Annotated in this window: 24 protein-coding genes; 9 read left to right on the top strand and 15 right to left on the bottom strand. The window is 63.5% G+C overall.

Annotated elements, in window-relative coordinates:
• Positions 1 to 25 precede the first annotated feature (25 nt).
• Both GPA21_RS00645 and GPA21_RS00640 read right to left on the bottom strand, forming a co-directional pair.
• Positions 26 to 580 carry a DUF2231 domain-containing protein gene (locus GPA21_RS00645; RefSeq protein ID WP_168986277.1) on the bottom strand — a complete coding sequence of 185 codons (555 nt, stop codon included), beginning with the start codon at positions 578 to 580 and terminating at the stop codon, positions 26 to 28.
• Positions 581 to 593: 13 nt separating this feature from the next.
• Entirely contained in the window at positions 594 to 2,009 is a 1,416-nt protein-coding gene (locus GPA21_RS00640; protein WP_168986276.1) for an ethylbenzene dehydrogenase-related protein, read from the bottom strand.
• 367 nt (positions 2,010 to 2,376) lie between these two features.
• On the opposite strand from GPA21_RS00640, the gene GPA21_RS00635 reads away from it, so the two are divergent.
• Both GPA21_RS00635 and GPA21_RS00630 read left to right on the top strand, forming a co-directional pair.
• Positions 2,377 to 3,510, top strand: a complete 1,134-nt coding sequence (locus GPA21_RS00635; RefSeq protein WP_168986275.1) for a helix-turn-helix domain-containing protein — start codon at positions 2,377 to 2,379, stop codon at positions 3,508 to 3,510.
• 260 nt (positions 3,511 to 3,770) lie between these two features.
• Entirely contained in the window at positions 3,771 to 4,364 is a 594-nt protein-coding gene (locus GPA21_RS00630) for a DUF6448 family protein (RefSeq protein ID WP_211163354.1), read from the top strand.
• A gap of 202 nt (positions 4,365 to 4,566) precedes the next feature.
• Here the strand turns inward: GPA21_RS00630 and GPA21_RS00625 are convergent, their stop codons facing one another.
• The 10 genes from GPA21_RS00625 to GPA21_RS00580 all read right to left on the bottom strand — a co-directional run bounded on the left by GPA21_RS00625 (position 4,567) and on the right by GPA21_RS00580 (position 15,261).
• A complete protein-coding gene (locus GPA21_RS00625; RefSeq protein WP_168986274.1) occupies positions 4,567 to 5,334 on the bottom strand; it encodes a 3-hydroxyacyl-CoA dehydrogenase in 768 nt (255 codons plus the stop codon).
• A gap of 16 nt (positions 5,335 to 5,350) precedes the next feature.
• Positions 5,351 to 6,544 carry a thiolase family protein gene (locus GPA21_RS00620; protein WP_168986273.1) on the bottom strand — a complete coding sequence of 398 codons (1,194 nt, stop codon included), beginning with the start codon at positions 6,542 to 6,544 and terminating at the stop codon, positions 5,351 to 5,353.
• Positions 6,545 to 6,559: 15 nt separating this feature from the next.
• On the bottom strand, positions 6,560 to 7,696 hold the full coding sequence (locus GPA21_RS00615) for an acyl-CoA dehydrogenase family protein (RefSeq protein ID WP_168986272.1): 1,137 nt from the start codon (positions 7,694 to 7,696) through the stop codon (positions 6,560 to 6,562).
• 104 nt (positions 7,697 to 7,800) lie between these two features.
• Positions 7,801 to 8,616, bottom strand: a complete 816-nt coding sequence (locus GPA21_RS00610; RefSeq protein ID WP_168986271.1) for an enoyl-CoA hydratase/isomerase family protein — start codon at positions 8,614 to 8,616, stop codon at positions 7,801 to 7,803.
• Positions 8,609 to 10,441 (bottom strand): AMP-dependent synthetase/ligase, encoded by a 1,833-nt coding sequence (locus tag GPA21_RS00605; protein WP_168986270.1) that lies wholly within the window; start codon positions 10,439 to 10,441, stop codon positions 8,609 to 8,611. Before GPA21_RS00605 ends, GPA21_RS00610 begins: the two co-directional genes overlap by 8 nt.
• Before the next feature lie 17 nt (positions 10,442 to 10,458).
• Positions 10,459 to 11,271, bottom strand: coding sequence for an ABC transporter ATP-binding protein (locus GPA21_RS00600; protein WP_168986269.1), 813 nt, complete (start codon positions 11,269 to 11,271; stop codon positions 10,459 to 10,461).
• Positions 11,272 to 11,274: 3 nt separating this feature from the next.
• Complete coding sequence (locus GPA21_RS00595; RefSeq protein ID WP_168986268.1) at positions 11,275 to 12,453, bottom strand: ABC transporter substrate-binding protein; 1,179 nt, start codon at positions 12,451 to 12,453, stop codon at positions 11,275 to 11,277.
• A 48-nt stretch (positions 12,454 to 12,501) separates the two neighbouring features.
• Positions 12,502 to 13,542, bottom strand: a complete 1,041-nt coding sequence (locus GPA21_RS00590) for a branched-chain amino acid ABC transporter permease (protein WP_168986267.1) — start codon at positions 13,540 to 13,542, stop codon at positions 12,502 to 12,504.
• Positions 13,542 to 14,426: a branched-chain amino acid ABC transporter permease gene (locus tag GPA21_RS00585; RefSeq protein ID WP_168986266.1), complete on the bottom strand. Its 885-nt coding sequence runs from the start codon at positions 14,424 to 14,426 to the stop codon at positions 13,542 to 13,544. Before GPA21_RS00585 ends, GPA21_RS00590 begins: the two co-directional genes overlap by 1 nt.
• 1 nt (position 14,427) lies before the next feature.
• Positions 14,428 to 15,261 (bottom strand): ATP-binding cassette domain-containing protein, encoded by an 834-nt coding sequence (locus GPA21_RS00580; protein WP_168986301.1) that lies wholly within the window; start codon positions 15,259 to 15,261, stop codon positions 14,428 to 14,430.
• A 223-nt stretch (positions 15,262 to 15,484) separates the two neighbouring features.
• Between GPA21_RS00580 and GPA21_RS00575 the strand changes: the two genes are divergently transcribed.
• Positions 15,485 to 16,552, top strand: coding sequence for an AraC family transcriptional regulator (locus GPA21_RS00575; RefSeq protein WP_168986265.1), 1,068 nt, complete (start codon positions 15,485 to 15,487; stop codon positions 16,550 to 16,552).
• Here the strand turns inward: GPA21_RS00575 and GPA21_RS00570 are convergent.
• Positions 16,527 to 17,924: a heavy metal sensor histidine kinase gene (locus tag GPA21_RS00570; protein WP_168986264.1), complete on the bottom strand. Its 1,398-nt coding sequence runs from the start codon at positions 17,922 to 17,924 to the stop codon at positions 16,527 to 16,529. The two genes, GPA21_RS00575 and GPA21_RS00570, sit on opposite strands and share 26 nt — an antisense overlap.
• A complete protein-coding gene (locus tag GPA21_RS00565; protein WP_168986263.1) occupies positions 17,921 to 18,601 on the bottom strand; it encodes a heavy metal response regulator transcription factor in 681 nt (226 codons plus the stop codon). Before GPA21_RS00565 ends, GPA21_RS00570 begins: the two co-directional genes overlap by 4 nt.
• A 164-nt stretch (positions 18,602 to 18,765) precedes the next feature.
• Here GPA21_RS00565 and GPA21_RS00560 point away from each other — a divergent pair, with 164 nt between their 5' ends.
• The 6 genes from GPA21_RS00560 (at position 18,766) to GPA21_RS00535 (ending at position 23,700) form a co-directional block, all read left to right on the top strand.
• Positions 18,766 to 19,242 carry a hypothetical protein gene (locus tag GPA21_RS00560; protein WP_168986262.1) on the top strand — a complete coding sequence of 159 codons (477 nt, stop codon included), beginning with the start codon at positions 18,766 to 18,768 and terminating at the stop codon, positions 19,240 to 19,242.
• A gap of 219 nt (positions 19,243 to 19,461) precedes the next feature.
• Complete coding sequence (locus tag GPA21_RS00555; protein ID WP_246261648.1) at positions 19,462 to 20,430, top strand: heavy metal translocating P-type ATPase; 969 nt, start codon at positions 19,462 to 19,464, stop codon at positions 20,428 to 20,430.
• 183 nt (positions 20,431 to 20,613) lie between these two features.
• Positions 20,614 to 21,384 (top strand): cupredoxin domain-containing protein, encoded by a 771-nt coding sequence (locus tag GPA21_RS00550; protein ID WP_168986261.1) that lies wholly within the window; start codon positions 20,614 to 20,616, stop codon positions 21,382 to 21,384.
• A gap of 2 nt (positions 21,385 to 21,386) precedes the next feature.
• The gene (locus tag GPA21_RS00545; RefSeq protein WP_168986260.1) at positions 21,387 to 23,042 is read left to right on the top strand and encodes a cbb3-type cytochrome c oxidase subunit I; all 1,656 of its coding nucleotides are present in this window, start codon (positions 21,387 to 21,389) and stop codon (positions 23,040 to 23,042) included.
• Positions 23,043 to 23,070: 28 nt separating this feature from the next.
• Positions 23,071 to 23,277 carry a hypothetical protein gene (locus GPA21_RS00540; protein WP_168986259.1) on the top strand — a complete coding sequence of 69 codons (207 nt, stop codon included), beginning with the start codon at positions 23,071 to 23,073 and terminating at the stop codon, positions 23,275 to 23,277.
• Between the two features lie 18 nt (positions 23,278 to 23,295).
• Positions 23,296 to 23,700 (top strand): c-type cytochrome, encoded by a 405-nt coding sequence (locus GPA21_RS00535; protein ID WP_168986258.1) that lies wholly within the window; start codon positions 23,296 to 23,298, stop codon positions 23,698 to 23,700.
• Between the two features lie 62 nt (positions 23,701 to 23,762).
• Here the strand turns inward: GPA21_RS00535 and GPA21_RS00530 are convergent, their stop codons facing one another.
• Positions 23,763 to 24,572: an SDR family oxidoreductase gene (locus tag GPA21_RS00530; protein WP_168986257.1), complete on the bottom strand. Its 810-nt coding sequence runs from the start codon at positions 24,570 to 24,572 to the stop codon at positions 23,763 to 23,765.
• Positions 24,573 to 24,604 lie beyond the last annotated feature (32 nt).

Here is a 24,604-nt window from a genome sequence, read left to right as displayed (position 1 = left end):
AATGGAATGACGGTTATCCGACGGCTCAGGTGGCGGGCTTGCGTGCGCTGAACAGGCCGACTGCCACGCCCGCCGCGCCGACAGCCAGGAGTACAAGCAGAACCCAGTCCGGTGCGTAGTAGGTGTGGTACACCTCCCAGCCGATCTCCCGGAACAGCCCGGTAAGGCGCGAGGGCGATCCGAGCAGGTGTCCGCCCAGCGTACCGGTGGTGGCCAGCAGGACCATGCCCATGGTGCCGAAGCCGAGCATCAGGGCGCGGCCCGGCCCGCTCCAAAGCTCCTGGCCACCCCGCCAGCGCAGCGCGAGTACGACGCCCCAACAGGCGATCATCCAGACCGAGATCAGAATCTTGTTGCGTCCCATTGGCGATGTCGTCGTTGCCTCGCTGGGCCAGATGATCAAGCCGGTAGCAAGTGTTACGAGTCCGACGGTAAGCCCCAGCAGCAAAAGGTAAGGCAGGACCGCATCGAATCGCTGCGCAAGCTCACCCGAGGAGAAACCGCGCATCAGGATGATGAAGAACGCCAGGCTCAGAAGCGCAATCGGAAAGTGCGCCAAAAGGTGGTGATAGGGTGCCATTGTGGTGTTCTCCTCAGTTCTTGCGCTGAAGCCGGGTCAGGCCGAAGCCGACACCGACGAACATGAACAGACCGGCGAGCAGGGTCAGACGCCACTGAGCGCGAATCTGCTCGTCGAACTCGATCTCGATGCCGTAGCGTGCGAGCTGGTCCTCGTTGTGGTAGTGCTTGACCGGCACGCCGCGCTCGATCATCGGCTTGCCCGCATGGCGTTGACTGATCAGCAGCGGCCAGTTGACCTGGCCCGGGTAGAACAGCTTGACGGTGTGCCAGGGCTGGTTCCACGCCGGTGCCGCGCCCGCGAAGCGTTCGGCGATCACAGTCGCCTCGCGTCCGAGACCGACGGTCAGCGGCAGCGAGACGTAATGCCAGCGCAGGCCGGTGGCATGCCGGTGGACGGCCATTGCAATGTCGTAGACGCCGCCTTCGCGAAAGATCTTGTCCTCGAGCGGATTGCCCGTGTCCATCAGACGCTCCAGGGTCACTTCCCAGAAACCGTTCTCCCAGCGGCCGCGACCGGCGGTGAGGATGTCGGCGCGCGATCCTTCGTAGTTGCGAACAAGGCGCCGGGGCAGCGTGTCGCCCTCCTGCCACGCAGGATCGGGGTCGAACTCGACCATGGTGTCAGGGCTGAGATAGTAAATGTCGTCCTGGCCGACCCGCCCGCTGACCAGATCATCCCACTTGTTCGCGTGGCGACCGGTACGGGCCGGGTCGTACATGAACTTCGGGTGCTTGCCGTCGGCGTCCCAGTTCGTCGACCAGCCGCTGCGGCCCGAGTCGCCACCCCGGATGTCGGCGATATACTGGTCGTCGGCGAATCCCATTACGTTGCCACGGTGCCCACGCCAGTGCCAGAAGTCGAGGAAGTAGCCGGCTTCGCGCTGCGCATTGAGCCGCTCTTCGGCAACGACCGAACCCCATTCTCCGGGATGCTTGCGCGTCTGCGGCAGGTACTTGGTCACGACATCCTGCTTACGTGCTGCGCCCATCCATGGGTGTGCTTCGACCTCGTCCTCGTCGGCCGCGTCGGTCATGCCGTCCAGACCATCGCCGATGGCGATGTAACCACCGTAACGGGAAAACTCGGGAACGCTGCCGTCATCGACCATCATCGCGACGCGATCTTCGAGGAAGGGGTGTTCCTGGGCGCCGGGGATATCCTCTCCGTACTTGACCCACTCCCCTCCCTCGTAACGATAGACGTCCATGTGGATGCCCGGACGCTCCGCCGGCCAGCGATACTGGAACAGGATGCGCTCGCCGTCATACGCCGCCCGCACCTGAATCGGCATTACGAGCTCATTGGGAATCGCAATATGTCGGTCATGATCGTCACCGACGACCCCCTGGCCGTTGTTGATCCATACCAAGCTGAGAGCGCCCAACGCCGCTCCCAACAGTCCTAGAGATGTGACTGATCGGTCCATGTCTCCCCCGATGTAAAAGTATGTCGGCCCGGAACGGACCGCGCTGCCCGGACGGGTTCCAGGTCGATTGAACCGTATCAGTCAGATCTTTCCCGGTTGTTGCAAAAGTATTTCAACGGGAAGGATCCCCGGTAACTTCGCGGTGCTGTTGCGCTGCTCGGGGATGCGTTCGGCTTTCGGCGGAGGATTTCCGCTAGAATCCGGTCGCAATGCACCCGACCGCATCCGAACGACCAACCCCGCCGTCTCCTGAGCCCCTGATAGCTCCATCCATTGAGCATGTGCGCCGAAGGGAAAGTCGGATGCGGTGCAGCGGCAAGATGCGCGGCTGCACACTTTTCCGTTCACGAGCCAAACGAAGCGTGGCATGTATCTGAGCATTGCCGATGTCCTGCTCGTCACGAGCATCATCCAGTCGCTGACGCTTGCGGTCTTCCTGCTGTTTCCCTCCAATTTCAGTCTGCTCAGCAACCGCTTGCTGTTCGTGAGCGTGCTCTGCTTCGCTGGCTGGCTGTTCGAGATCTTCCTGTATGGCACGGGCCTGGCTCTGAAGCATCCGGGACTCGCCTATCTCGGCACCCTGGTGGCCCTCCTGCAGGCGGGCACGCTCTTTCTCTACGCGAAATCGCTGATGTACCGTGACTTCCGGCTTCGCTCGGAGCACGCGGTCCATAGCCTCTTGTTCTGGGTGGTCTCCGCAATATTTGTGGTCGAGTATTACCTCCAACCCACCGAGGTGAAGCTGCAGATCCTGATGCAGCGGGACCACCCCGGGGTGCTGACGTCGCCGCTACTCGCCGTCGCGATCCACCTGGTGTTTCTCGGGTATCTCTACGCGACGATTCGTGCGATCAATCGCTTCGGGCTCGATGTCCGGCAGATCTTTTCCAACATCGAAAGCAAGCAGCTGGCCTGGCTTCGCGTATTGCTGATCGGATACTCGTTCGTGTGGACGGTCAGCATGATCTACTGCCTGTCCGCACACGTGTTCATCGGCGGTGCGGCCAACAAGTGGGTCGTGGCGACCGGTGCGGTGACCGGCTTCCTGTTCATCAACTACCTGCTTCTGAACGCACTGCGACAACCCGTCGTCTTCTCCGGCTTGAGCGCAGAAGAGACAGATCTGCTGTCGACCGACCGGCCGGCCGGGTCGGGCTCTGCTCCCGACGCTGCCCTGATCGCGCGTGTCAGCCAGCACATGGACGAGACCCATCCCCACCTCAACCCCAACCTCACCGTCGAGCAACTCGCACGCCAATTGGGAGTGGCTCCCCGCGAGCTATCTCGGGCAATCAACCAAGGGTTCGGACAGAACTTCTTCGAGTTCGTGAGCGGCTATCGCTTGGTGCAAGCCAGGCATCTGCTCGAGGATGCGGGTAGCACGGCCAGCATTCTCGACATCATGTACGAAGCGGGCTTCAATTCGAAATCGGTTTTCAATACCGCCTTCAAGAAGGCGACGGGGATGACGCCAAGCCAGTATCGGTCGCAGCGGCGCTAGAAGCGCGGTTTCCGGACCCGTTGCCCTGAGTTCCGGCGGTTCGACTTTCCGCACGACAAAGCTCGAACCTCTATACCACTGAAATACAATATCTTTTTCGTTTTCCTCGTATCGTACGAGATCGGTTTCCAGAACGATCGCGTCGGTCGTTTTGCCTACGATTGACCTCGGCAAGTAAGCAACGCGAAGCGGTCCAACTGCTCCCTTTGCAAAAGCCTTCCAGTGAAACGACAACTCCTTTCGATACAAGGAACACTCTGATGAAACTCGTACTCCGCAAGACCATGTATGCCTTTGCCACCGCCGCCGCGTTGAATTTCGCCCTGATGGGTACCGCTGCGGCACATTGCGATGCCCTCGATGGCCCGGTCATTACCGAGGCACAGGCGGCCTTGTCGGCCGGTGACGTGACGCCACTGCTGAAGTGGGTTCCGCAGGCGGATGAAGGCCGAATCAAGACAGTATTCGACAAGGCTGTCAGCGTCCGCAAGCATGGTGGCGATGCCCAGGAACTGGCCGACGCGCAATTGTTCGCAACCCTCGTCGAGGTGCACCGGGCATCCGAAGGCGCGCCGTTTACCGGGATCAAGGCTGCGGGGGCCATCGATCCAGCCGTGAAAGCAGCCGATGCCGCGCTGGAAAGTGGTGAGATCGAAGCGCTGCTCGACAAGTTCGCCCACAAGTTCAAAGAGAGCGCCCGGGAGCGCTTTGCCACCGTGTCGGCTGCGCGAGCGCAAGCGGACGACAGCGTTGATCAAGGGCGGGCATTCGTAGACGCTTACGTCCACTACGTCCATTACCTGGAAGATGTACACAACGCCATCTCGGCGGACGGCGCGGTGCACGCCCACTAAGAGAGGCTGAAAATCACCCCCGACGGCTGCCTGCAGGCCCATCGGGGGTGTTTGCCCGTATATGGATACCGTCCCGGCGGCGCTTCGCATCTTCGTGTCTAAACGAACGCCTGGCCCCTGCTACTAGGGCCTGTTCTCATTCGCGCGCGATTCACACCTTTCGTGACGGACACCCGTCAGCGCGAAAGTGGAGAGCAGCCGATTACTTGGCGGCCATGCGAATCGCACCGTCCAGACGAATGACTTCGCCATTCAGCATCGGGTTCTCGCAGATCGCCCGAACCAGCTGTGCATACTCGGCCGGTCGGCCAAGGCGCGACGGGAATGGCACCATCTGCCCCAACGAATCCTGAACCTGCTGCGGCAGCCCGCGCAACATAGGGGTTTCGAAAATACCGGGGGCAATGCTCAGCACCCGGATTCCGTAGCGTGCGAGCTCGCGTGCGATCGGCAAGGTCATGCCGACGACGCCGGCCTTGGAGGCCGAGTACGCGGCCTGTCCGATCTGGCCGTCGAAGGCGGCGACCGACGCGGTGGTGACGATGACGCCGCGCTCACCCTCTTCGTTGGGCGCGGCCTTGCTCATCGCGTTTGCCGCCAGACGCAGCGGATTGAAGGTGCCGACCAGGTTGATCGTGACCCCTCGTGCGAAGCTCTCAAGGCCATGTGGGCCTTCCTTGCCGATGACTTTTTCGCCCGGTGCGACGCCGGCGCAGCAGACCAGTCCGTGCAGGCTGCCGAAACCCTGGACGGCCGCATCCACTGCAGCTTGCGTTGAGGCTTCGTCGGTGACGTCGGTGCGCACGAAACGCGCGGCCTCGCCGAGCTCGGCGGCCAGCGCCTGACCTGCTTCCGTATTGAGGTCGGCGATCACCACCCTGCCGCCGCCCTCAACCACCATGCGCGCCGTCGCCGCGCCGAGGCCAGAGGCGCCGCCGGTGACGAGGAATACCGAGTTATCGATCTTCATTGTGTGTTCTCCGTGTCTATCGAATGCGTTCGACGACCGTGGCCGTCGCCATGCCGTGGCCAATGCACATGACCTGAAGCCCGAACTGCCCGTCACGATGCGCAAGACCTGCCAGCACCTTGGCCATCAGGCCGGCGCCGGTTCCTCCGAGCGGATGGCCATGTGCGATTGCTCCACCCCATGGGTTGAAGCGCTCCATGTCGGGTGCGAACTCGCGCACGAAGCACAGGGCCACGCTGGCGAAGGCCTCGTTGACCTCGATCCAGTCCATGTCGCGGATGGAAAGTCCGGCTTTCCGCAGCGCGCGATGTGCGGCCGGAATCACGCCGGTGAGCTGCATCACCGGATCGGAACCGACGACGACACGCGAGCGGAAACGCGCGAGGGCTTGAATACCGGCGTCCTCCGCAGCCTCACGCCGACCGACCAGCACTGCCGCCGCGCCATCGGACATCTGGCTGGCATTGGCGGCGGTCACGCCACCTTCGCCCGGCTGGCGAAACACCGGCTGCATGGCGCGCATGCGTTCGACGTCGATGACGGCGCGAATGCCTTCGTCGTGGCCAAGCCTGATCGCCGCGCCCTCCTTGTCCACGCCGCTGACCGGCACGATCTCGGTGTGCAGACCGGCGGCCCGCGCAGCTTCCGCACGACGGTGGCTCTCGATCGCATACTCGTCCATTTCCTCGCGCGAGATCTGCCAGTGATCCGCAATGCGCTCCGCGCTCTCGACCTGGTGCGGTATGTCGAAGCGCTTCACGAGGCGCGGATGAAGATCGTCGAACCCGCGGAAATCCCCCTTGCCGAGAGTGAGATCGAGGAACATCGGCACCCGGCTCATGCTTTCGACGCCGCAGCCGATGGCAAAATCGGCGTCACCCGCGGCGACCGCCTGTGCCGCGGCATGCGTGGCAAACTGGCTCGAGCCGCACATGCGGTTCATCGACACCCCCGGCACCTCGGCGGGCAGACCCGCGATCAACAAGGCCTGGCGGGCGATGTTCGCCCCCTGCTCCCCGGCCTGGCTGACGCAGCCGGCAAGGACGTCATCGACCCGCTCGCCCGGCAGACCGGTGCGGGCGAGCACACCCTCGATCGCGGTGGCCAGGAGTTCATCGGGCCGTGTCTCGCGCAGGGCGCCACCGCGGCGGCCGAAAGGGGTACGCACGGCGCCGAGAATCAGCGCTTCGTTCGGGTTGGCTTGGCTCATGGGTTCTCCTGAATGTCACGCCCGCTGCAGTTCGCGGGCGATGATGTTGCGCTGGATTTCGCTGGTGCCTTCGTAAATCTGCAATACCTTGGCGTCGCGGAAGAGTTTTTCCACCGGATACTCGGTGGAGTAGCCCATGCCGCCGAAGATCTGTACCGCCTCGTTGGCCGCCCACATTGCGGCGTCGGCGGCGAAAGCCTTGGCCATCGAGGCCGCGATCGTGTTGGGTCGTCCCTGGTCCATCAGCCAGGCCGACTGGTAGGTCAGCAGGCGGGCGGCTTCGAGCTTCATGCGCATCTCCGCGAGCTTGTGGGCCACGACCTGATGGTCGATCAGGCGCTTGCCCATGCTCGTGCGCTCACTGGCGTAGGCGAGCGATTCGTCGAGACAGCGCTCGATGAGCCCAACACCGAAGGCAGCGACCATCGGGCGCGAATGGTCGAACACCGACATCGCCAGGGCAAATCCTTCACCCTCTTCGCCCAGACGGTGGTCGTCGGGCACGAAAACCTGATCCAGGAAAACCTCGCAGGTGGGTGCGCAGCGCTGGCCGAGCTTGCCCAGCGGTTCGCCGACCGACAGCCCGTCGCTTGCGGTCGGCACGATGAAGGCACTCATGCCACGGTAACCCGCGTCCGCTTCGGTCTTGGCGAACACCACGAGAAATTCCGCGAGATTGGCGTTGGAGATCCAGATCTTGCTGCCGCTCAGACGGTAGCCGCCGCCGACCCGCTCGGCGCGGGTACGGATGCCGGCCACGTCGGAGCCGGCGCCCGGTTCGGTCATCGCGAAACTGGCCAGCGCTCCGTTGGCCGCAGCGCCGAGATAGCGCGCGCGCTGCATGTCGGTGCCGGCTATGACGATCGGTTCAGTCGCCAGTGCATTCACACACAAGGCGGTGCCGATGCCCAGGCAGCCCCGACAGAACGCCTCGGTGACTAGCACCAGCTCCAGGCAGCCGAGGCCACCGCCGCCCACCGACTCGGGCAGATTGATGCTCAGCAGGCCCAGTTCCTGTGCGCGCTGGTGCACTTCGCTGGGAAAGCGCTTGTCGCGGTCGGCTTCGGCCGCTCGCGGCACGATCTCCCGGTCCGAGAAGCGGCGCGCCAGCTCCCGGATCTCCCGTTGTTCCGGGTTCAATTCGAAATCCATAACGTCTCCTTGGCGCAGCGGTGTCCGAGACACCGCGCGAACGACTCCGGCGCGCCACGGCACACCGCTTCTTCTCATGCGATTGAATGCGGACCCGCCGAGATTCAGCCCGGCGGCGTCCCGAAACGCGCTGGCCGCCGTTCGCAGAAGGCGCGCACACCCTCGGCAAAATCGGCAGTTGCCGACATTTCGATGAAGCTCTTTCTCTCGGCCTCGAGCGCGGTCGCCAGGTCGGTATCCAGCCCCTCACGCAGCAGACGCTTGATACCCGCCTGGGCCATCGCCGGCCCGTCAGCCAGTCGTTTCGCCAACGCAACGCCCTGCGCTGCCAGTTCCGCAGAAGGCACGACATCGGCGACCAGGCCGATCTCCTTCGCCCGTGCAGCATCGACCTGGGGATTGAGCAAGGCGATCGCCATCGCACGTTGCAGCCCGACACGACGGCTCAAATGCCAGCTCGCACCGCCGTCGGGCGTCGTGCCGATGGCGCTGTAGGCCAACACGAAGCGGGCATCGTCACCCGCGATCAACATGTCGCACGCCATCGCGAGCGACATGCCGAAACCCGCGACCGAACCACCCGCCAGCCCGATAACCGGACAGGGCAAGCGGGTGAGGCCGATAACCGCGTCATGCACCGCGCCGATGAGTTCGTCGACCTCCTGAGCGCAACGGGCCTGCGATTCGTCAAGCAAGACCTGAAAGCGGCGGACGTCGCCGCCAACCATGAAATGCGCACCGCTGCTGCGCAACACGACAGCCCGTGGCGGGTCGGCCATCAGCGCCCGTACCGCATCGCGCAGACCGATGCCCATCGGCAGGTCGAGGCTGTTGCGTGTGGCCGGCCGATCGAGCGTGACGAAGGCGATGCCACCGTCACGTTCGAGCCGCACACCGCAGGCTTCAACAGGCTCAGACATGTGCGGCCTCCCCGTCGTACATGGAGTCGATCACCTCGGCGTAGGTCTTGTAGATACTGGAGCGACGCACCTTCATCGTCGCGGTGACTTCACCATCGTCGTGGTCGAGTTCCTTGGTCAGCAGATGGAAGCGACGGATGTGCGAAACCTGGGCGAGCTGGGCATTGCCCCGGCCGACCTCGGTATCGATCAGCGCCCTGACGTCCGGGTGCTCCACCAGCGAGCGGAAGTGGGTGAAAGGGATCTGGCGGCTCTCGGCCCATTTGGCGACCGTCTCGTAGTCGATCTGAATGAGCGCCGAGACGAACTTGCGGCCGTCCGCGATGACGATGCATTCCTTGATGTAAGGACTGGCCTTCATCGTTTTCTCGATCTCCGACGGGGTCAGGTTCTTGCCACCGGCCGTGATCATGATGTCCTTCAAGCGATCGACGATGTAGAGCTGGCCGTCACGCACCTCGGCAACGTCGCCGGTATGCAGCCAGCCATCCCGGATCGTGTCGGCGGTAGCGTCGGGGTTCTTGTAGTAGCCGGCAAACACCATCTCACCGTGAATCAGCAGTTCGCCGCGCTCGCCGATGCGGTAATCGACCCCGAGAATCGGCGTACCGACCGAGCCGAAGCGCGCCGCATCGAGCGGTTGGCCGGTGATCATGCCGGTGGACTCGGTGAGACCATAGACCTCGACGAGGGGCACCCCAAGGGTGCGGAAGAACTGCACGACCGCGGGCGGTATCGGCGCGGCGCCGGTCAGCGCCACCGATGCCCGACGCAAGCCGATGAAGTTCTGCAGCGCGCGCAGGATGAGCCAGTACCACAGGGCGTAGCGCAAACGCTCGCCAGGCGTGCGTCGGTCAGCGGATTTGTCGGCGAAGGCCGCGCACGAGGCCATCGCACGATCGAACAACCAGCGCTGCACCGGCCCGCTCTCCTGCATCTTGATGGTGATCGCCGAATGCAGCTTCTCCCAGATGCGCGGCACACCGAGGAACATGGTCGGGGCGATTTCTCGCAGGTCTTCCTGCACGGTGCGGATGGACTCACCGAAGGCCACTGTGGAACCGAGGTAGATCGGACAGAAGGTCGTGAGCATCTGCTCGGCCACGTGACACAGCGGCAGATACGAGAGATGGCTGGTGTCGGCGGAAAGACCGAGGCGATCGATGATGCCCGGCGCCACGCCGCGGATGTTGGCATAGCTGATCATCGCGCCCTTGGGCTTACCGGTGGACCCCGACGTGTAGATCATCAGCGCAATGTCATCGAGCTGCTGCCCTTGCAGCGTCTCCTCGACCAGATGGCGATGAGTGGCTTCGTACTCGACGCCGATGCGTTCGAGATGCTCGAATGACACAATGCGGTCGCGCACCCGCTCATCCGCGTTGCGCAAGCCCTTGGTCTCCATCACCACGATGGCGCGCAGGTGAGGCAACTGGTCGAGTGCTTCGATGACCTTGTCGGTCTGCTCCTGGTCTTCGCAGACGACCACCTCGACATCGGCGTGATTGAGGACATAGGCCACTTCGGGTGCCGGACTGGTGGGGTAGACACCAACGGTGATCGCACCAACCAGGCCGCATCCCATTTGCGTCAGTACCCATTCGATGCGGTTCTCCGAAATGACACCGACGTGACCGCCGGTCGACAGTCCGAGCGAACGCAAGCCGAGGCCGACATGGCCGGCACGGCGGTAGTAGTCGTCCCAGGTGATGCCTTGCCAGATGCCGAAGTCCTTCTGGCGGATGGCGACCCGTTCGGGTCGCTGCCTTGCCTGCTCTCGCAGCATCTGCGGCAGTGTCAGCGTGGGTAGAGGGTTGTTGCTCATGCCCGTCGTCCTCCCGATCAGGACAGCCAGCGCTTGCGGCGCTTGTAGTGCTTGACGTCGCGGAAGCTCTTCACCTCGCCGTGACCACCCATGCCGAGATAGAACTCCCGCACGTCCTGGTCGGAGGCAAGCCGCTCGGCCGGACCGTCGGTGACGATCTTGCCGTTCTCCATGATGTAGCCGTAGTGCGCCACGGCGAGTGCCACCGAGGCGTTCTGCTCGACGAGCAGCATCGACACCTTCTGCTCCGCGTTGATGCGCGCGATGATCTGAAAGATGTTCTCGACCAGCAGGGGCGCGAGACCGAGCGAGGGCTCGTCGAGCAGAATCACTTTCGGCCGGGCGATCAGCGCGCGACCGATCGCCAGCATCTGTTGCTCGCCACCGGACAGGTAGCCGGCCAGACCGGTACGACGCTCGTACAAGCGGGGAAAGTACTCATAGACCAACTCGTAGTCCGGCTTCGCCTCACGACGCCCGGTCAGCGCATAGGTGGCCGAGACGAGATTCTCCTCGACGGTGAGATCCTCGAAGACGCGGCGCCCTTCCATCACATGGAAGAGCCCCGCACGCACCAGGTCGTGCGGTTTCGAACCCGCCAGCGGCTTGCCCTCGAAGCGGATCTCGCCACGCGTCAGCTCGCCGTTCTCCAACGCAAGCAGACCCGACACCGTCTTCAGCGTCGTGCTCTTGCCCGCGCCGTTGGAGCCGAGCAGGGCAACGATCTGCCCCTTCGGCACCGACAGCGACAGACCGCGCAGCACCTGCACCGCCTTGTTGTAGATCACCTCGATGTTGTTCACCTCGAGGACGGATTCGACCGCACTCATCGCTTACTCCAGCACGATCCAGTCGGAGGCCGGCACCATTCGCTTGGCCTGGATGTCGGCGCGATAGATTCGCCCGACCGGAATGGTGTTGCCGCTGATGGTGATCGGCACCCCGATCAATCCGCCGGTATCGAAGTTCTCGATGGAGTTCAAGGCCGTCTTGAGGTTGACCGCGGTCATCTCCTGTCCGGCGGCAATCGTGCGGCGGGCGGTTTCAGCGTAAAGCATCGCCGACAGGAAGCCCTGGATGTAGGGCACGCTCTGGTACTCGGGACGCATCTCGCGAATCTTGTCCAGCATCGGCGCGGACGTGGAGTCATCGTAGTAGTAGCTGTACGGCATCACGCCCATGAACCCGTCGGCGAGTTCGCCCATCTGCATCACGGTCGAGTTGTCCATGGTCCAGAAGGTACCCATGAACTGGGTGTCCAGACGCAGCTGGCGTGCCTGGCTGATGAACTCCGGGATGGGGCCGAGAATGTAACCGTGGAAGATCGTGTAATCAGCCCGCGCACGACGCAGACGAGCCATTTCGGTCGACACATCGACCGCGCCCGGCGGCGTCATGATCTCGATGGCGACCTCGAGTCCGAGTGACTGGGCAACCTCACGACTGCTTGCGATCGGATCGCGGCCGAACTCGGTGTCCGAATAGACGAAGGCAACCCTTGCTCCGGGCTTCTCGTCGGCGATATAGCGCAGAAGAATGCCGAACTGCTGCGTGTAGTCCGGGCCGGCGATGAACTGGAACGGAAACTTCTCCGGATCGTTCAATTCGGTGGCGAACGACGCACCCGACATGATCATCGAGCCGGCACGCTCGAGCTCGGGGTTGATGGTCTTGCTGAAGGCAGTCGAGTCGCCGTAGTAGAAATTGACCTTGTTCTGGCTGGTGATCTTCTTGAACGCCGCAACCGACTGGTCGACCGCATAGGCGCTGTCCTCGGGTACGTAGCGCAGCCTGTAGCCTTCGACACCGCCGGCGTCGTTGACCATCCTGACGTAGTCCTGAATGCCGGCGTGGATGCCGATGCCGGCAAACGCGAACACGCCGCTCATCGGAATCGAACCCCCGATGACGATCTCCTTGTCGGCGGCATAGGCCGCAGGCAGACCCGCCATGGTGGCGGTTGCTGCCATGACGGCAGTGGCCAGCAAGCTCTTGAGCACAGTCCTTCTCATCGTTGTCTCCTTGTCTTTGTGTGTGGTGAGGCGGTGACGCGGGAAAACTCAGGCCCGGAATGGCCAGAGGTGGAAAAATCGTCTTATTCGACGCCAGATCTCCTGCAAGCCGAGTGGCTCGAACACCAGGAAGCCCACGATCAGCGCGCCGAACACGATGGTTCGGACCGGCGACAGAATCAGCGTCGCATCGGTCGACAGCGGCAGCCAACCGACGATGAGCTTGAGCGCTTCGGGGACCATGGTCATGAAGATCGCGCCAAGGATCGCCCCGAGAATGGTGCCCATGCCGCCGACGATGATCGCCGCGAGAAAGAAGATCGACATCAGCAGCGGAAAGCTCTCCGGCGTGACGACGCGGAAGAAGTACGCCCACATGCCACCGGCGACACCGGCGTAGAAGGACGACAGCCCGAAGGACAGCAGCTTGTAGCGCAGCAGCGGAATCCCGAGCACTTCGGCCGAGATGTCGCGATCGCGGATCGCGATGAAGGCGCGGCCGATGCGGGTACGGAACAGATTGGCGGCACCGATCACCATCATGATGGTGATCGGCACGAACAACCAGTAGAGGCGGAAGGAGGTATCGAAACTGATGCCAAGGATTTCAGCCGGCGCCACGGTGATGCCCGAGTGCCCGCCGGTGACCGAATGCCAGTTCGCGAACACGAAGTGCAACACCACCGACGCGGCGATGGTCGAGATCGCGAGGTACAGACCCTTGACCCGCAGCGACGGCAGGCCGACGACGAGTCCGCCGAGCATCGCCACGAAGCCACCCGCGAGCAGGTTGAGCAGCACCGGGGTGCCGAACTTCTGCTCGAACGCGGCGACCGTATAGGCGCCGATGCCCATGAACGCCGCCTGACCAAGACTCACCAGCCCGGTATAGCCGGTCAGGATGTTGAGGCCGGTCGCGCTGGCGATGTTGATCGCCACCAGACACGCGAGATAGAGCCAGTATTCATCGGCAACGAAGGGAAAGCCGAGCAGTGCGACACCGAGGATCGCCAGCCAGGCATATTGCGTGCGGCTGTCGAACAAGGCTTCGTCGTGACGATAGCTCGAGCGTGCGGTTCCGATACGCATTACAACCTCTCGATTTCATGGGTGCCGAACAGTCCGTATGGACGGACCATCAGCACGACGATCAGGATCAGGAACGTGGCCAGCAACTTGTATTCGCCCCCGAGATAACCCCCGGCGAGCGATTCGACGACGCCGATGAACAGCCCGGCGACCAGCGCACCGAGCACGCTGTCCAGGCCTCCGACAATGACGACGACGAGCACCGACAGGCCAAAAACACCCATCGTCGAGGAGATGCCGCCGACCGCACCCACGATGACGCCTGCGATGGCCGCGATCATCGCCGCCACCGTCCAGGACAGCGAGAACACCCGCGGCACGTTGATGCCCATCGAATAGGCGGTCTGCTGATCGGACGCAGTCGCACGCAAGGCCACCCCGCCACGCCAGAACCGGAACACCGTCAAGGCAACGGCGATCAAGGCCGCAGCGACGAGGAAACCGTAGAACACCTTGGGCGGCACGAAAGCCTCACCGATCATCACCGGCGTATTGGGCATGAACTCCGGCAGCCGGCGCGGTTCGGAGGTCCACACCAGTTCGACCACGCCAACCAGAATCGACGCCAGGCCAACGGTGACCATGAACACCGCAATCGGCGATTCGCCCAGCATCGGCCTGATCGCCACCCGTTCCAGAACTGCGCCCGCCATGCCGCTCGCAATCACGGCGACGACAATCGCCAGCCACATCGGCAGATTCATCGCGGTCGCCAGGCCGAAGCACAGGTAGGCACCGATCATCAGCATTTCGCCGATGGCAAGGTTCACCACCCGGGTGGCCTTGTAGATCAGCACGAAAGCCAGCGCCGTCAGCGCGTACAGGCCCCCTGCCCCCAGTCCGGCGAGGAAGATCTCGACCAGGAACAACCAATCGAAGTCCATGTCAGCCTCCCACCGCTACGGTCTGATGAAGCCGTTCGCGCAACTCGGATACGTCGCCTGAACCGAGGTAGGCCTTGATGACCTCCGGATTGGCCTGCACCTCGGCCGGCGTACCGTCGGCAATCAGCTTGCCGAAATTGAGCACCACGACATGGTCGGAGAGGTCCATGACCATGCCCATGTCGTGCTCGACCATCAGAACGGTGACCCCCCACTCGTCGCGCACGTCGAGGATGAAGCGCGCCATGTCCTCGGTTTCCTCGCGATTCATGCCGGCAACCGGCTCGTCGAGCATCAGGATCTTGGGCCGCATGGCCAGCGCGCGCGCCATCTCGACGCGCTTCTGCAGGCCGTAGGACAACACCGACACCGGCATGTGGCGGATATGGTCGATTTCGAGGAAGTCGATGATGCGCTCCTCGACCTCCTGGCGCAGTTCCATCTCCTCGCGGCGCGCCCGACCGAAGTAGAACAGCGCGTCGAGCACGTTGGTGCGCAAATGGGTGTGGCGGCCGAGCTTGATGTTGTCGAGCACCGTCATGCCGCGGAACAGTGCGATGTTCTGAAAACTGCGCGCTAGGCCCAGCTTCGCACGTGCCGGCGGACGCGTCGCGGTGATGTCCTCGCCCTCGAACCGGATTCGGCCGGTCGAAGGCTTGTAGAAACCGGAAATCGTGTTGAACAGCGAGGTCTTGCCGGCACCATTCGGACCGATGACGGTGGTGATGGAACCGGGGGCGACCTCGAAACCCACGTCGCTGAGCGCCTTGATGCCGCCGAACGACAACGTGAGCCCCTCGACCTCAAGGATCGGATTGACCTTGCCTGGATGCACCTTGTCTCCTCCTGCCGACTGCCTCTTGCGTGCAGCCAGCTCGTGCTGTGCGTTTATTGCCAGCGCCAGCGCGCTTACCAACAGCGGCGTGTCGCGAGCCATGTCGTGATTCTTTTATATATGGCGACTTGTGGGCCATACTAGGCCGTACGCCCCAGGAAGGGGATAACCAAAACAGTCGATTGATTGACATTTTCTGCCACTCGAGAACACGGTCTGCGACATGAAATCGATACAGGCTCCGAGCGTCACCGTCCCGATCCGAATGGTCAGGCAGTTGCTCGATCGGCTGGACGGGCATCATCAGCTGGCACGCGACTGCATCAAACGCGCCGGCATCGCCCCGGCGCTGCTCGACCAGGACTCGGCGCGTGTCACAGTGGAACAGTTCGCCTTTTTCTACCGCACGCTTGCGGTCGAGCTCGACGACGAAACACCCGGCCTGTTCTCTAGACCCTTGCGCGCCGGCACGCTCAAGTTCCTGTGCCTGGGCATGCTGGACGCGGCAAACCTCAGGGTGGCGCTGTATCGTTACTGCTGGTTCTTTCGTCTCGTGCTCGACGATCTGCACTTCGAGATGGGCGAAGAGGACGGCCTGACCAGAATCATGCTGGTCGAAAACGCGGACTTCGGTTGCCACCGCACGCTGATCCTCGAACTGATGCTGATGCTGGTTCAGGGCATCGCATCCTGGATGATCGAGCGCAAGCTCTTCTTCGCTCGCGTAGACCTGAGCTATCCGACGCCCGATCATGCACGCGAGTACATCAACATGTATGCGGGACCCGCACGCTTCGATCAGGCGCGCACTGCGCTATACATCGAACCGTCGTTCATGAACGCGCCGATCCGGCAGGACAAGGCCTCGTTGTCGGCCTTTCTACGCAAGGCACCGATGGACTGGATTCACGTATCCGTGAGCGAACGCGTGATGACCCACCGCGTGCGCGACCTGCTCGAGGCCGCTTTGGGCAAACCCCAGGGGGTGGAAGACGTTGCCCGCGCCCTGCATATCTCTCCGCGCACGCTTGCGCGCCGACTCGCCGCCGAGGGCACCCACTTCCAGGCGGTCAAGGACGCCCTGCGGCGAGACGTCGCCATCGCCCGTATCTCGCGCACCGAAGTGCCCATCGGCACCATCGGCGCCGATCTCGGTTTCGACGACCCAACTGCCTTCAACCGTGCTTTCAAGCAATGGACCGGCACGCCGCCAGGCAGCTACCGCAGAACCCTCGCCCCGCCAGCGACTCTTGAGAGATCTGACGTTAGCGGTCTTCGGGAAGGGCGATAGTGAAGATCGTCCTCGTTGCGTTCGATTCGAGCTCGATGCGGCCACCGTGCGCCTCGACGATGGAGCGCGTGATCGACAGCCCAAGTCCCGAACCGTCGCTATGACGGGAACGTGACAGGTCAGCCCGGTGAAACCGTTCGAAGACCTGCGCTACCTGATCCGGCGGAATCGGTTCGCCAGGATTGCTGACTGTCAGCAGGATTTGGTCGCCTTCTCTGTGAACCCCGACCGCGATGGTTTCACCCTGCGGCGTATGGCGGATCGCGTTCGACAGGAGATTGGACAAGGCGCGGCGCAGCATCAGCCGATCGCCGACAACCTCGCCGGCCCCGGTAAACTCCATCCGGATGCCTTTCTCATCCGCAAGCGCCTCGTAGAACTCGAGCAATGCGGCCGCTTCAGCTTCGAGGGCGATCCGTTCGGCCGGCTTGGGTAGCAGTCCATTGTCGGCCTTGGCGAGAAACAGCATGTCGGCGATCATCCGGGCGAGCCGGTCGAACTCCTCCAGGTTGGAATGCAGCACCTCGCGATACTCGTCGGCACTGCGGCTGCGTGACAGAGCGACCTGGGTTTCAGTCATCAGGTTGGACACTGGAGTGCGCAGCTCGTGGGCGATGTCGGCCGAGAACTCGCTCAGCCTTCGAAACGAGGCTTCCAGGCGTGCGAGCATGCCGTTGAAGGCTTCGACCAGTTCCCGCATCTCGGCGGGCGCATCCCGCTCGGACAGCCGCTCACCAAGGCGTTCTGCCGATAACCGACTGGCCGTGGCGGTCACCCGACGCATCGGGGCGAGTCCCTTGCTGGCAGCCAGCCATCCAAACATCGCCGCGAGCAACGCCGCTACCGAAATGCCGAAACCCAGCTGAAGCCGCATCGTCCGCAGAAAGTGCGCATGATGGGAGGTATCCAGCCCAAGCATGACCTCGGCAGCGACAGTTTCGGACAGGTTCACCGGAATCGTCGCCGCCTTGCCGATGAATGGCGTGCCGTGGTTGTCCTGCCATTTCGTCACAGCGCCCCGCAGACCCGGCGACAATGGCGCTTGGGGGTCGAAGCGATCTTCGAGTACCGCATGCTGCCAGCCACGCGCCGGAATGCTGAGACGCAGCGCAACGGATTCATGGCCAGCCAACGCGTCGTCCAGTCTGCCCGGTAGCGCCGCGAGCGCGTCATCGGACGTAGTGGTCGCGAGCAAGGTCTCGATTGCGACAAGCTTGGCCGCGAGATCATGCTGATCGAGATCGTCGAAATGCGCCGACACCGCGCGGTCTACCGCGATGCCAACCAGGATCAGCAGCACGCTCGTCGTCGCCGCGAAGAGGGCGGCGAGGCGGGTGGTCAGCGACACTGCGCCGAATGACGGGGCACTCATGCCTGCTCGTCTGCCTCGAGCACATAGCCCATACCGCGCACCGTCCGGATGAGCTTGGGCTCGAACGGGTCATCCACCTTGGCGCGCAGACGACGCACCGCGACCTCGATCACGTTGGTGTCGCTGTCGAAATTCATGTCCCACACCTGCGAGGCGATCAGCGAGCGCGGCAAGACTTCGCCCTGTCGCCGCAGCAACAGTTCGAGCAGACCAAACTCCTTGGCGGTAAGGTCGATCCGCGAGCCACCGCGGGTGACCCGTCGCCGCATCAGATCGAGCTCCAGATCGGCCGCACGCAACACCTCGGGCTCCTTGTTCTTGCCCCGGCGCAACAGCGTGCGCACTCGGGCGAGCAGTTCCGAAAAGGCAAAGGGCTTGACGAGGTAGTCGTCGGCGCCAAGCTCCAGCCCCCGCACCCGGTCCTCGACCGCATCACGCGCGGTCAGGAACAACACCGGCATCTCGCCCCCCGCGCGGCGCACCGCCTGCAGAATGGTCCAGCCATCGACGCCGGGCAGCATGACATCGAGCACCAGCAAGTCATACTCGCCGGTGAGCGCGAGATGCATGCCGTCAATACCCTCTCGCGCCAGATCGACGACGAAACCCGCCTCGCCCAGCCCCTGGCGCAGGTAGTCCCCGGTCTTCGGTTCGTCTTCGACGATCAGGATCTTCATGTGGGTGCTCCTTCTACCGGATCATAGGTGGGGATTGTGCCAGCCCGGGGCTCGCATTCTCCGTGCCTTACGAAGATGTAATCCTCCGGTCAGCCTGGCGTCGACCTGGTGCTCCTAGACTGCAAGCAGATGCATGAGAAGAGCCCATTCGAAGGAGAGCTATCATGAAAACCCTCACTCGCAATCGCACACCGCTGATCCTCGCCGCCTTGCTCGGCGGCAGCTTGCTCATTGGCGCCTCGTTCGCACAGCAGGACGACCATGCGGCCCACCACCCGGCCGAAGCCGTAAGCGCCGAAGCCACGCCAGGCGCCACCCCCGCTGCCCGCATCTCGGCGATGCAGGAGCGCATGCAGCGAATGCGGCAGATGCAGGACCCGGCCGAGCGCATGAAACTCATGGAAGAACAGATGGCCGACATGGAAGGCATGATGCAGGCCATGCCGGCAGATTGCCCGATGATGTCCGGCGACATGCCGATGGGACCGGGCATGATGCGAGGTGGCATGCAAGGCATGATGGGGATGCAAGGGGGCATGAAAGGCGGTGGCCCTGAAGCCATGCATCAACGGATGGAGATGATGGAAAAGCGCATGGAGGCATTGGAGCAGAGAATGCAATCGCAGTCGCCCGCCCGCTGAGCCGATCGGCTTCGCAAACTGGTCCGGATGCGGCGCGACGCCCCATCCGGACATCCCACCCGGTGTTTCAGCCCGGTCGAGCACCCCATGATGCCCGACGCATTCGACATGCATTTTTTGGACGCCCCGCCAGCCTGACGAAACCGTAATCCCGGGGCAATCGTTCGGAAAGCCGCCCTCGACCATGCTGTAGCCATGAGGAACGCGAGGGGTCAGTCCATGAACACCCCAGCCACAGCATCGAATACGGTTCTCTTGACCGTGCCCGGCATGAGCAGCAACCACTGTGCGGGCCTGGTATCGACTTCTATCCGCAGGGTGGACGGTATCGAAGGGGTCGAGACCAATATCGCCAACCACCGCGTCACGGTGCGCTTCGACGCGGCGCGCACACAGCCGGACGCGATCCGTGCCGCGATCGAACGTGCTGGCTACGACGTCGACAGCGTCGATCTCGAGAGCCCCCCGAGCGAACAGCAGGCGACCGACTCCGAGGAGCGCTATCTGGCGCTGGCGCAGAAGCGGCTATGGATTGCCGCCGTGCCGGCCACGCTGATCATGTTGCTGATGGTGCCGCACATGTTCTGGCAGCCGGTGCCCGGCTATCTCGCCATCGTCGCGGTATTCGCGTTTCCGGTGGTGTTCACCAATGGCGGATGGGCGACGCATCAGTCCGCCTGGCGTTCGCTGAAGAACCGCACCGCCAACATGGACGTGCTGATCTCGCTGGGCAGTATCCCGCCCTATGTGATCGGGCTCATCGGTTTCATTTACCCGATGACGTCCTTCATCGAGATGGCCGCGACCATCATGACCTTCCACCTGCTCGGCCGCTACCTTGAAACGCGGGCAAAAGGACGCGCGTCGCAGGCGATCCGAAACCTCGTCACACTCGGCGCGAAGACCGCGACGGTGCTGCGCGACGGCCACGAGGTCGAAGTGCCCGTGGCCGAGCTTGCGGTCGGCGACGTGATGGTCGTTCGCCCCGGGGCCAAGGTGCCGACCGACGGAGAGATTGTCGACGGCACGAGCCATGTCGACGAATCGATCGCGACCGGCGAGTCGGTTCCGGTCGAGAAAGGCCCGGGCGACGCGATGATCGGTGTCGTCGCGATGACCGCGAGTTCGCTGTCGGTGATCGGCAACTCGCTGCTGCTGCGCCGGGCGAGGTTGGAGGTTACTCGTTGAACAGGTCGCGCCTGACCCGACCGAGGCGCAGCAACAGCTCGAGCCGATTGAACGCATTGGCATTAGGGCGAATGCGTTCGCGATCCACATCGCGGAAGGGGCGGTCCGAAGATTACAGAATCGTAACCCTGGCGTCAGGGTACTGACGATCTCTGTTGCCTAGACTGAGCACATCTCAATCCTATGAGCATCCAGCCCCCGATCGACTCCAACAGCATCGGCATCCGGTGGGGTCGACAGACGACCAAGGGACAGCACATGGCAGAAAAATCACATTTCACGACAAGGCGGGGGTTCATCACCGCGATGGGTTTCGGCGGCGTCTCGCTGTACGGCTTGTGGGCCGCCTACGGCGCGGCTCCGACTCCGCTCGCACTGCTGGGCCTGGGCCACGGTGACGATCATGGCGCCGCCGGACACGCCGCCGGACACGCCGCCGGACATGGCGGCGGACATGGCGGGCACGGTGCTGCCCACGACGGCCCGAGCGCCGAAGAATTCAACCGGATGACCGCCGAGTTCATCGAGCGCTACCGGTTGCCCGATGGCACAGTCCATCCGCGCGTCCTCGCCCGAACGCTGGAACATGACGACGGGCACGGCGCGATGGACCACGGCGCGATGGATCACGGCGCCCATGAAGTGGACGACCCGGACCACGCGCACGACGACGAAGCGATCGACGTCTATCTCGCCGCCGGCATGTGGTACTACCTGCCGGGCACGCTGCGGCTCGACGCCGGGCAACCCTACCGCTTTCGCATGATGGCGCTTGACGTCGCGCACGGCGCGTCGATCCAGTTCGGGCGCGGTGGACGCATGGTGCGGCTGCGTCCGGGGCGTGTCACCGAGATGGACATCACCTTCCACGAACCCGGCCGCTATCTCGTGTATTGCACGATTTATTGCGGCCCTGCACACGACGTGATGCAGGCAACGATCGAGGTGGTCTGAACATGGAAACCAATTATCGGGATCGTTTTGCGGCGCTCGGCGCCTCGGACCGTCGTCTGCTGGTGGCGATGAGCGCCGTCTCGCTGGTCGCCCTGGCATTGGGCATTGTCGGCGGCGTGCTGACCGCGCTTGCCCGTGGCGGCCTCATCGACATGATCCCCAACACGGGATACCGCTTCCTCACCGTGCACGGGGTGAGCATCTTCTTCTACTGGCTGTTTGTCGCGCAGGCGGCCCTGCTCCTGGGTTTCAGCGCGGTCGAGAACGGCGGCGGGCTGGTGCGGCGCAGGCTGGCGTGGACCGGATTCGGCCTGATGCTCGCCGGCTTCGTGTTCAGCATGGGCGGCGCCCACATGGGCCTGCCGCTGCTCTACGACGGCGCACCTGCAATGGCCGCACAGACGCCGCACGCACTGCTGGTGTTCAACCTCGGCTACCTGCTGCTTGGGCTGGGCCTGATGGTGGTGCCAGCGTGCGCGATCGCGACCCTGCTCGAACCGCGCCGCACAGGCCGCCAGGAACGCCTGACCGGGGTGGGCTTCGCGCTCTTCACGTGGGCCGGCTTCCTGGTCGTGACCGGATTCGCCGCGCTCTACACCTTCCTGCCCGGCACGCTGTGGGCGCTCGGTCTGGGCGCAATGCCGGCCAACCACGGCACCAACTGGCACATCGTGTTCCACAACATGCACTACCTGCCACTGATGGCCACGGTGATCCTGTGGTACGTGCTGGTCCGCCACCTCACCGGCGTCAAGTCGGTGTTCGGCGATCGCTTCTCAAAGATCGTGTTCTCGATGTACCTGGTCTTCGTGCCGCCGACCTCGCTGTACCACATGTTCCTCGAACCGGACCTGCCCGGCGTGGTGCGGGTGACCGGCTCGCTGCTGTCGCTGTTCGTCAGCGTGCCGACGCTGACCGCATTTCTGATCATCGTCGCCTCGCTTGAATTGCACGCCCGCGCCCAGGGCGGACGCGGCCTGTTCGGCTGGATGCGGATGCTGCCCTGGCGTCACCCGGCGACCAATGCGATCGGCGTCGCGGTGCTGTCGATGGGCCTGGGCATCGTGTTCGCGTTCGTGCTGATCCAGGAGCAACTCGCACCGCTGTTGTCCGACACCTTCTTCGTCCCCGGCTACTTCCACTTCTTCACTGTGGGCACGGTGAGCCTCACGCTGCTGGCCGCACTAGCCGTGATGCTTCCCGCGATCGGCGGCCGGGCTATGTGGCAACCGGGGCTCATGCGCTGGATGCCCTGGCTCGTGCTGGCCGGTCTGCTCGTCTTTGGTGCCGCCGGCGTGGCCGCAGGCTATCTGGGTGTTCCTCGTCGGGTCATCGACGTGGCTTACCGGAGCGAGGCCCCGGCCCTGTGGCAAGGGTTGATGGCCACGGTCGGCATCGGCGGCGCGATCATGGCGGCTGCGCTGGCGTTGTTCGCAGCCGGGGTCGCGATCTCCCTGGTGCCGCGCGGGCGCACTGCAAGCGAACTGCGCGATCTCACCGTGGCATGGCAGGGCAGCGCCGTGAGACCCGGCTTCACGGCCTGGGTCGGTCCGGTCTCGGTGCTCGTGATTGTGGTCGCAATGTACGCCTTCACGGCGATCGGCTTCGAGATGATGCAGGCCCTGCCGGTGACCGCGGCCGGCGGCGGCGGACATTGACGTACGAATATCGAGGAGGAAACGACTGATGAACGAGGATTTCTGGCTCATCGTGCCGATTGCGATCGTTTGGGCACTGCTCGCACTGGCCTACGCGCTCGCACCCTGGGGTGACATGATCGGCTATGCGTGGGTGTGGGGGGTTGGTTCGATGCTGTTCGCCGGGCTGGCCGTGTTGCTTGCACAGGGAAAACCCCGGACCCCATCCATTACGACCGCTCAAGACAAACCGTAACCCCGAAGGACGCGCTTCATGCAACGCACCCATCGCCGCCCAAAAACCCTGCGAACCGCCTTCGCCATCGTGCTCGGCGCACTGACCACCGGCGTGGCTGCCCAAGTCTGGCAGCCACCCCCTGAAACAACTCCCGGCCTGATGCCGAATCCGAACGTTGGCCAGCCGTTGTATGAGACTCACTGCGCAAGCTGTCACGGCGCCGACCTGAACGGCACCGAGGTTGCGCCGCCCATGCTGCACAAGATCTACGAACCGTCACACCACAGCGACGCAGCGTTCCAGATGGCGGTGGCCCAGGGCGTTCGCGCCCACCACTGGCAGTATGGTGACATGCCGCCGATCGAAGGGCTCACACCAGATCAGGTGGCCCACATCACTGCCTACATCCGCATGCACCAGCGCCGGGTTGGCATTCGCTGAGCGCGGCCGGTTCGGAATATCCGTCGAAGCCTGATCGGCACCGAGATCTCCAGTGGAGCAAACTATCGGGAGGATGCTGGCGCCGCTACAGCACCAGCCAGAATCCCCCCATCGATGTTCAGCTCCGCACCATTCATGTAGGCAGCCTCATCCGAGGCAAGCATCACCGCCACCGCAGCCACTTCGTCGGGGCGGCCGAATCGGCGTAGCGGGCAGTCCTGCACGAACTCGCGCATCCGCGGTTCACGTTCTGGTCCGTCGCCCAGCAGTGGCTCCCATATCGGGGTCAGAATGGCGGCAGGGTGAATCGAGTTGCAGCGAATCGGCAGTCCCTGCTCGGCGCAGTAAAGCGCCACCGTCTTGGTATGGTTGCGCACCGCAGCTTTCGACGAGGCATAGGCCGCAGCTCCCGGAATGCCGACCAGACCGGAGCGCGATGAAATGTTGATGATCGAACCCGGACTCCCGGCGTTGCGCATCGTCCGGATTGCATGCTTGCAGCCTAGGAAGACACCGTCCAGGTTTGTCCGATGCACCTCATGCCATTCATCCAGCGAGACATGCTCCGGGTCATGCACGAAGTTGCCCTGCTCAAAGCCCGTGATTCCTGCGTTGTTGACGAGTACATTCAACCCCCCGCGTTCGTCGAGAACCTGCGTCATGACGGCCTGCCAATCCAGTTCTTCGCGCACATCGAGATGGATGTACCGAGCCCGCACACCCAGCGCCTCCGCAGTGGATTGCCCTGCGGCATCGTCGATATCGCTGAGATAGACAAAAGCTCCATTCTCGACAAAAGCGGCTGCTATTGCTGCCCCGATGCCGCGCGCCGCGCCAGTTACCAGAGCTGTCTTGCCTTCAAGTCGCATCATTGTGCTGCTCCGTTCGTTGACTTTCTCCCTTG

Origin of the sequence: Azoarcus taiwanensis (genome assembly GCF_012910885.1) — a bacterium.
Taxonomy (GTDB): domain Bacteria; phylum Pseudomonadota; class Gammaproteobacteria; order Burkholderiales; family Rhodocyclaceae; genus Azoarcus_F; species Azoarcus_F taiwanensis.
The sequence above is the reverse complement of the archived record's forward strand: the minus strand, read 5'-3'. Positions and strand labels throughout refer to the sequence as shown.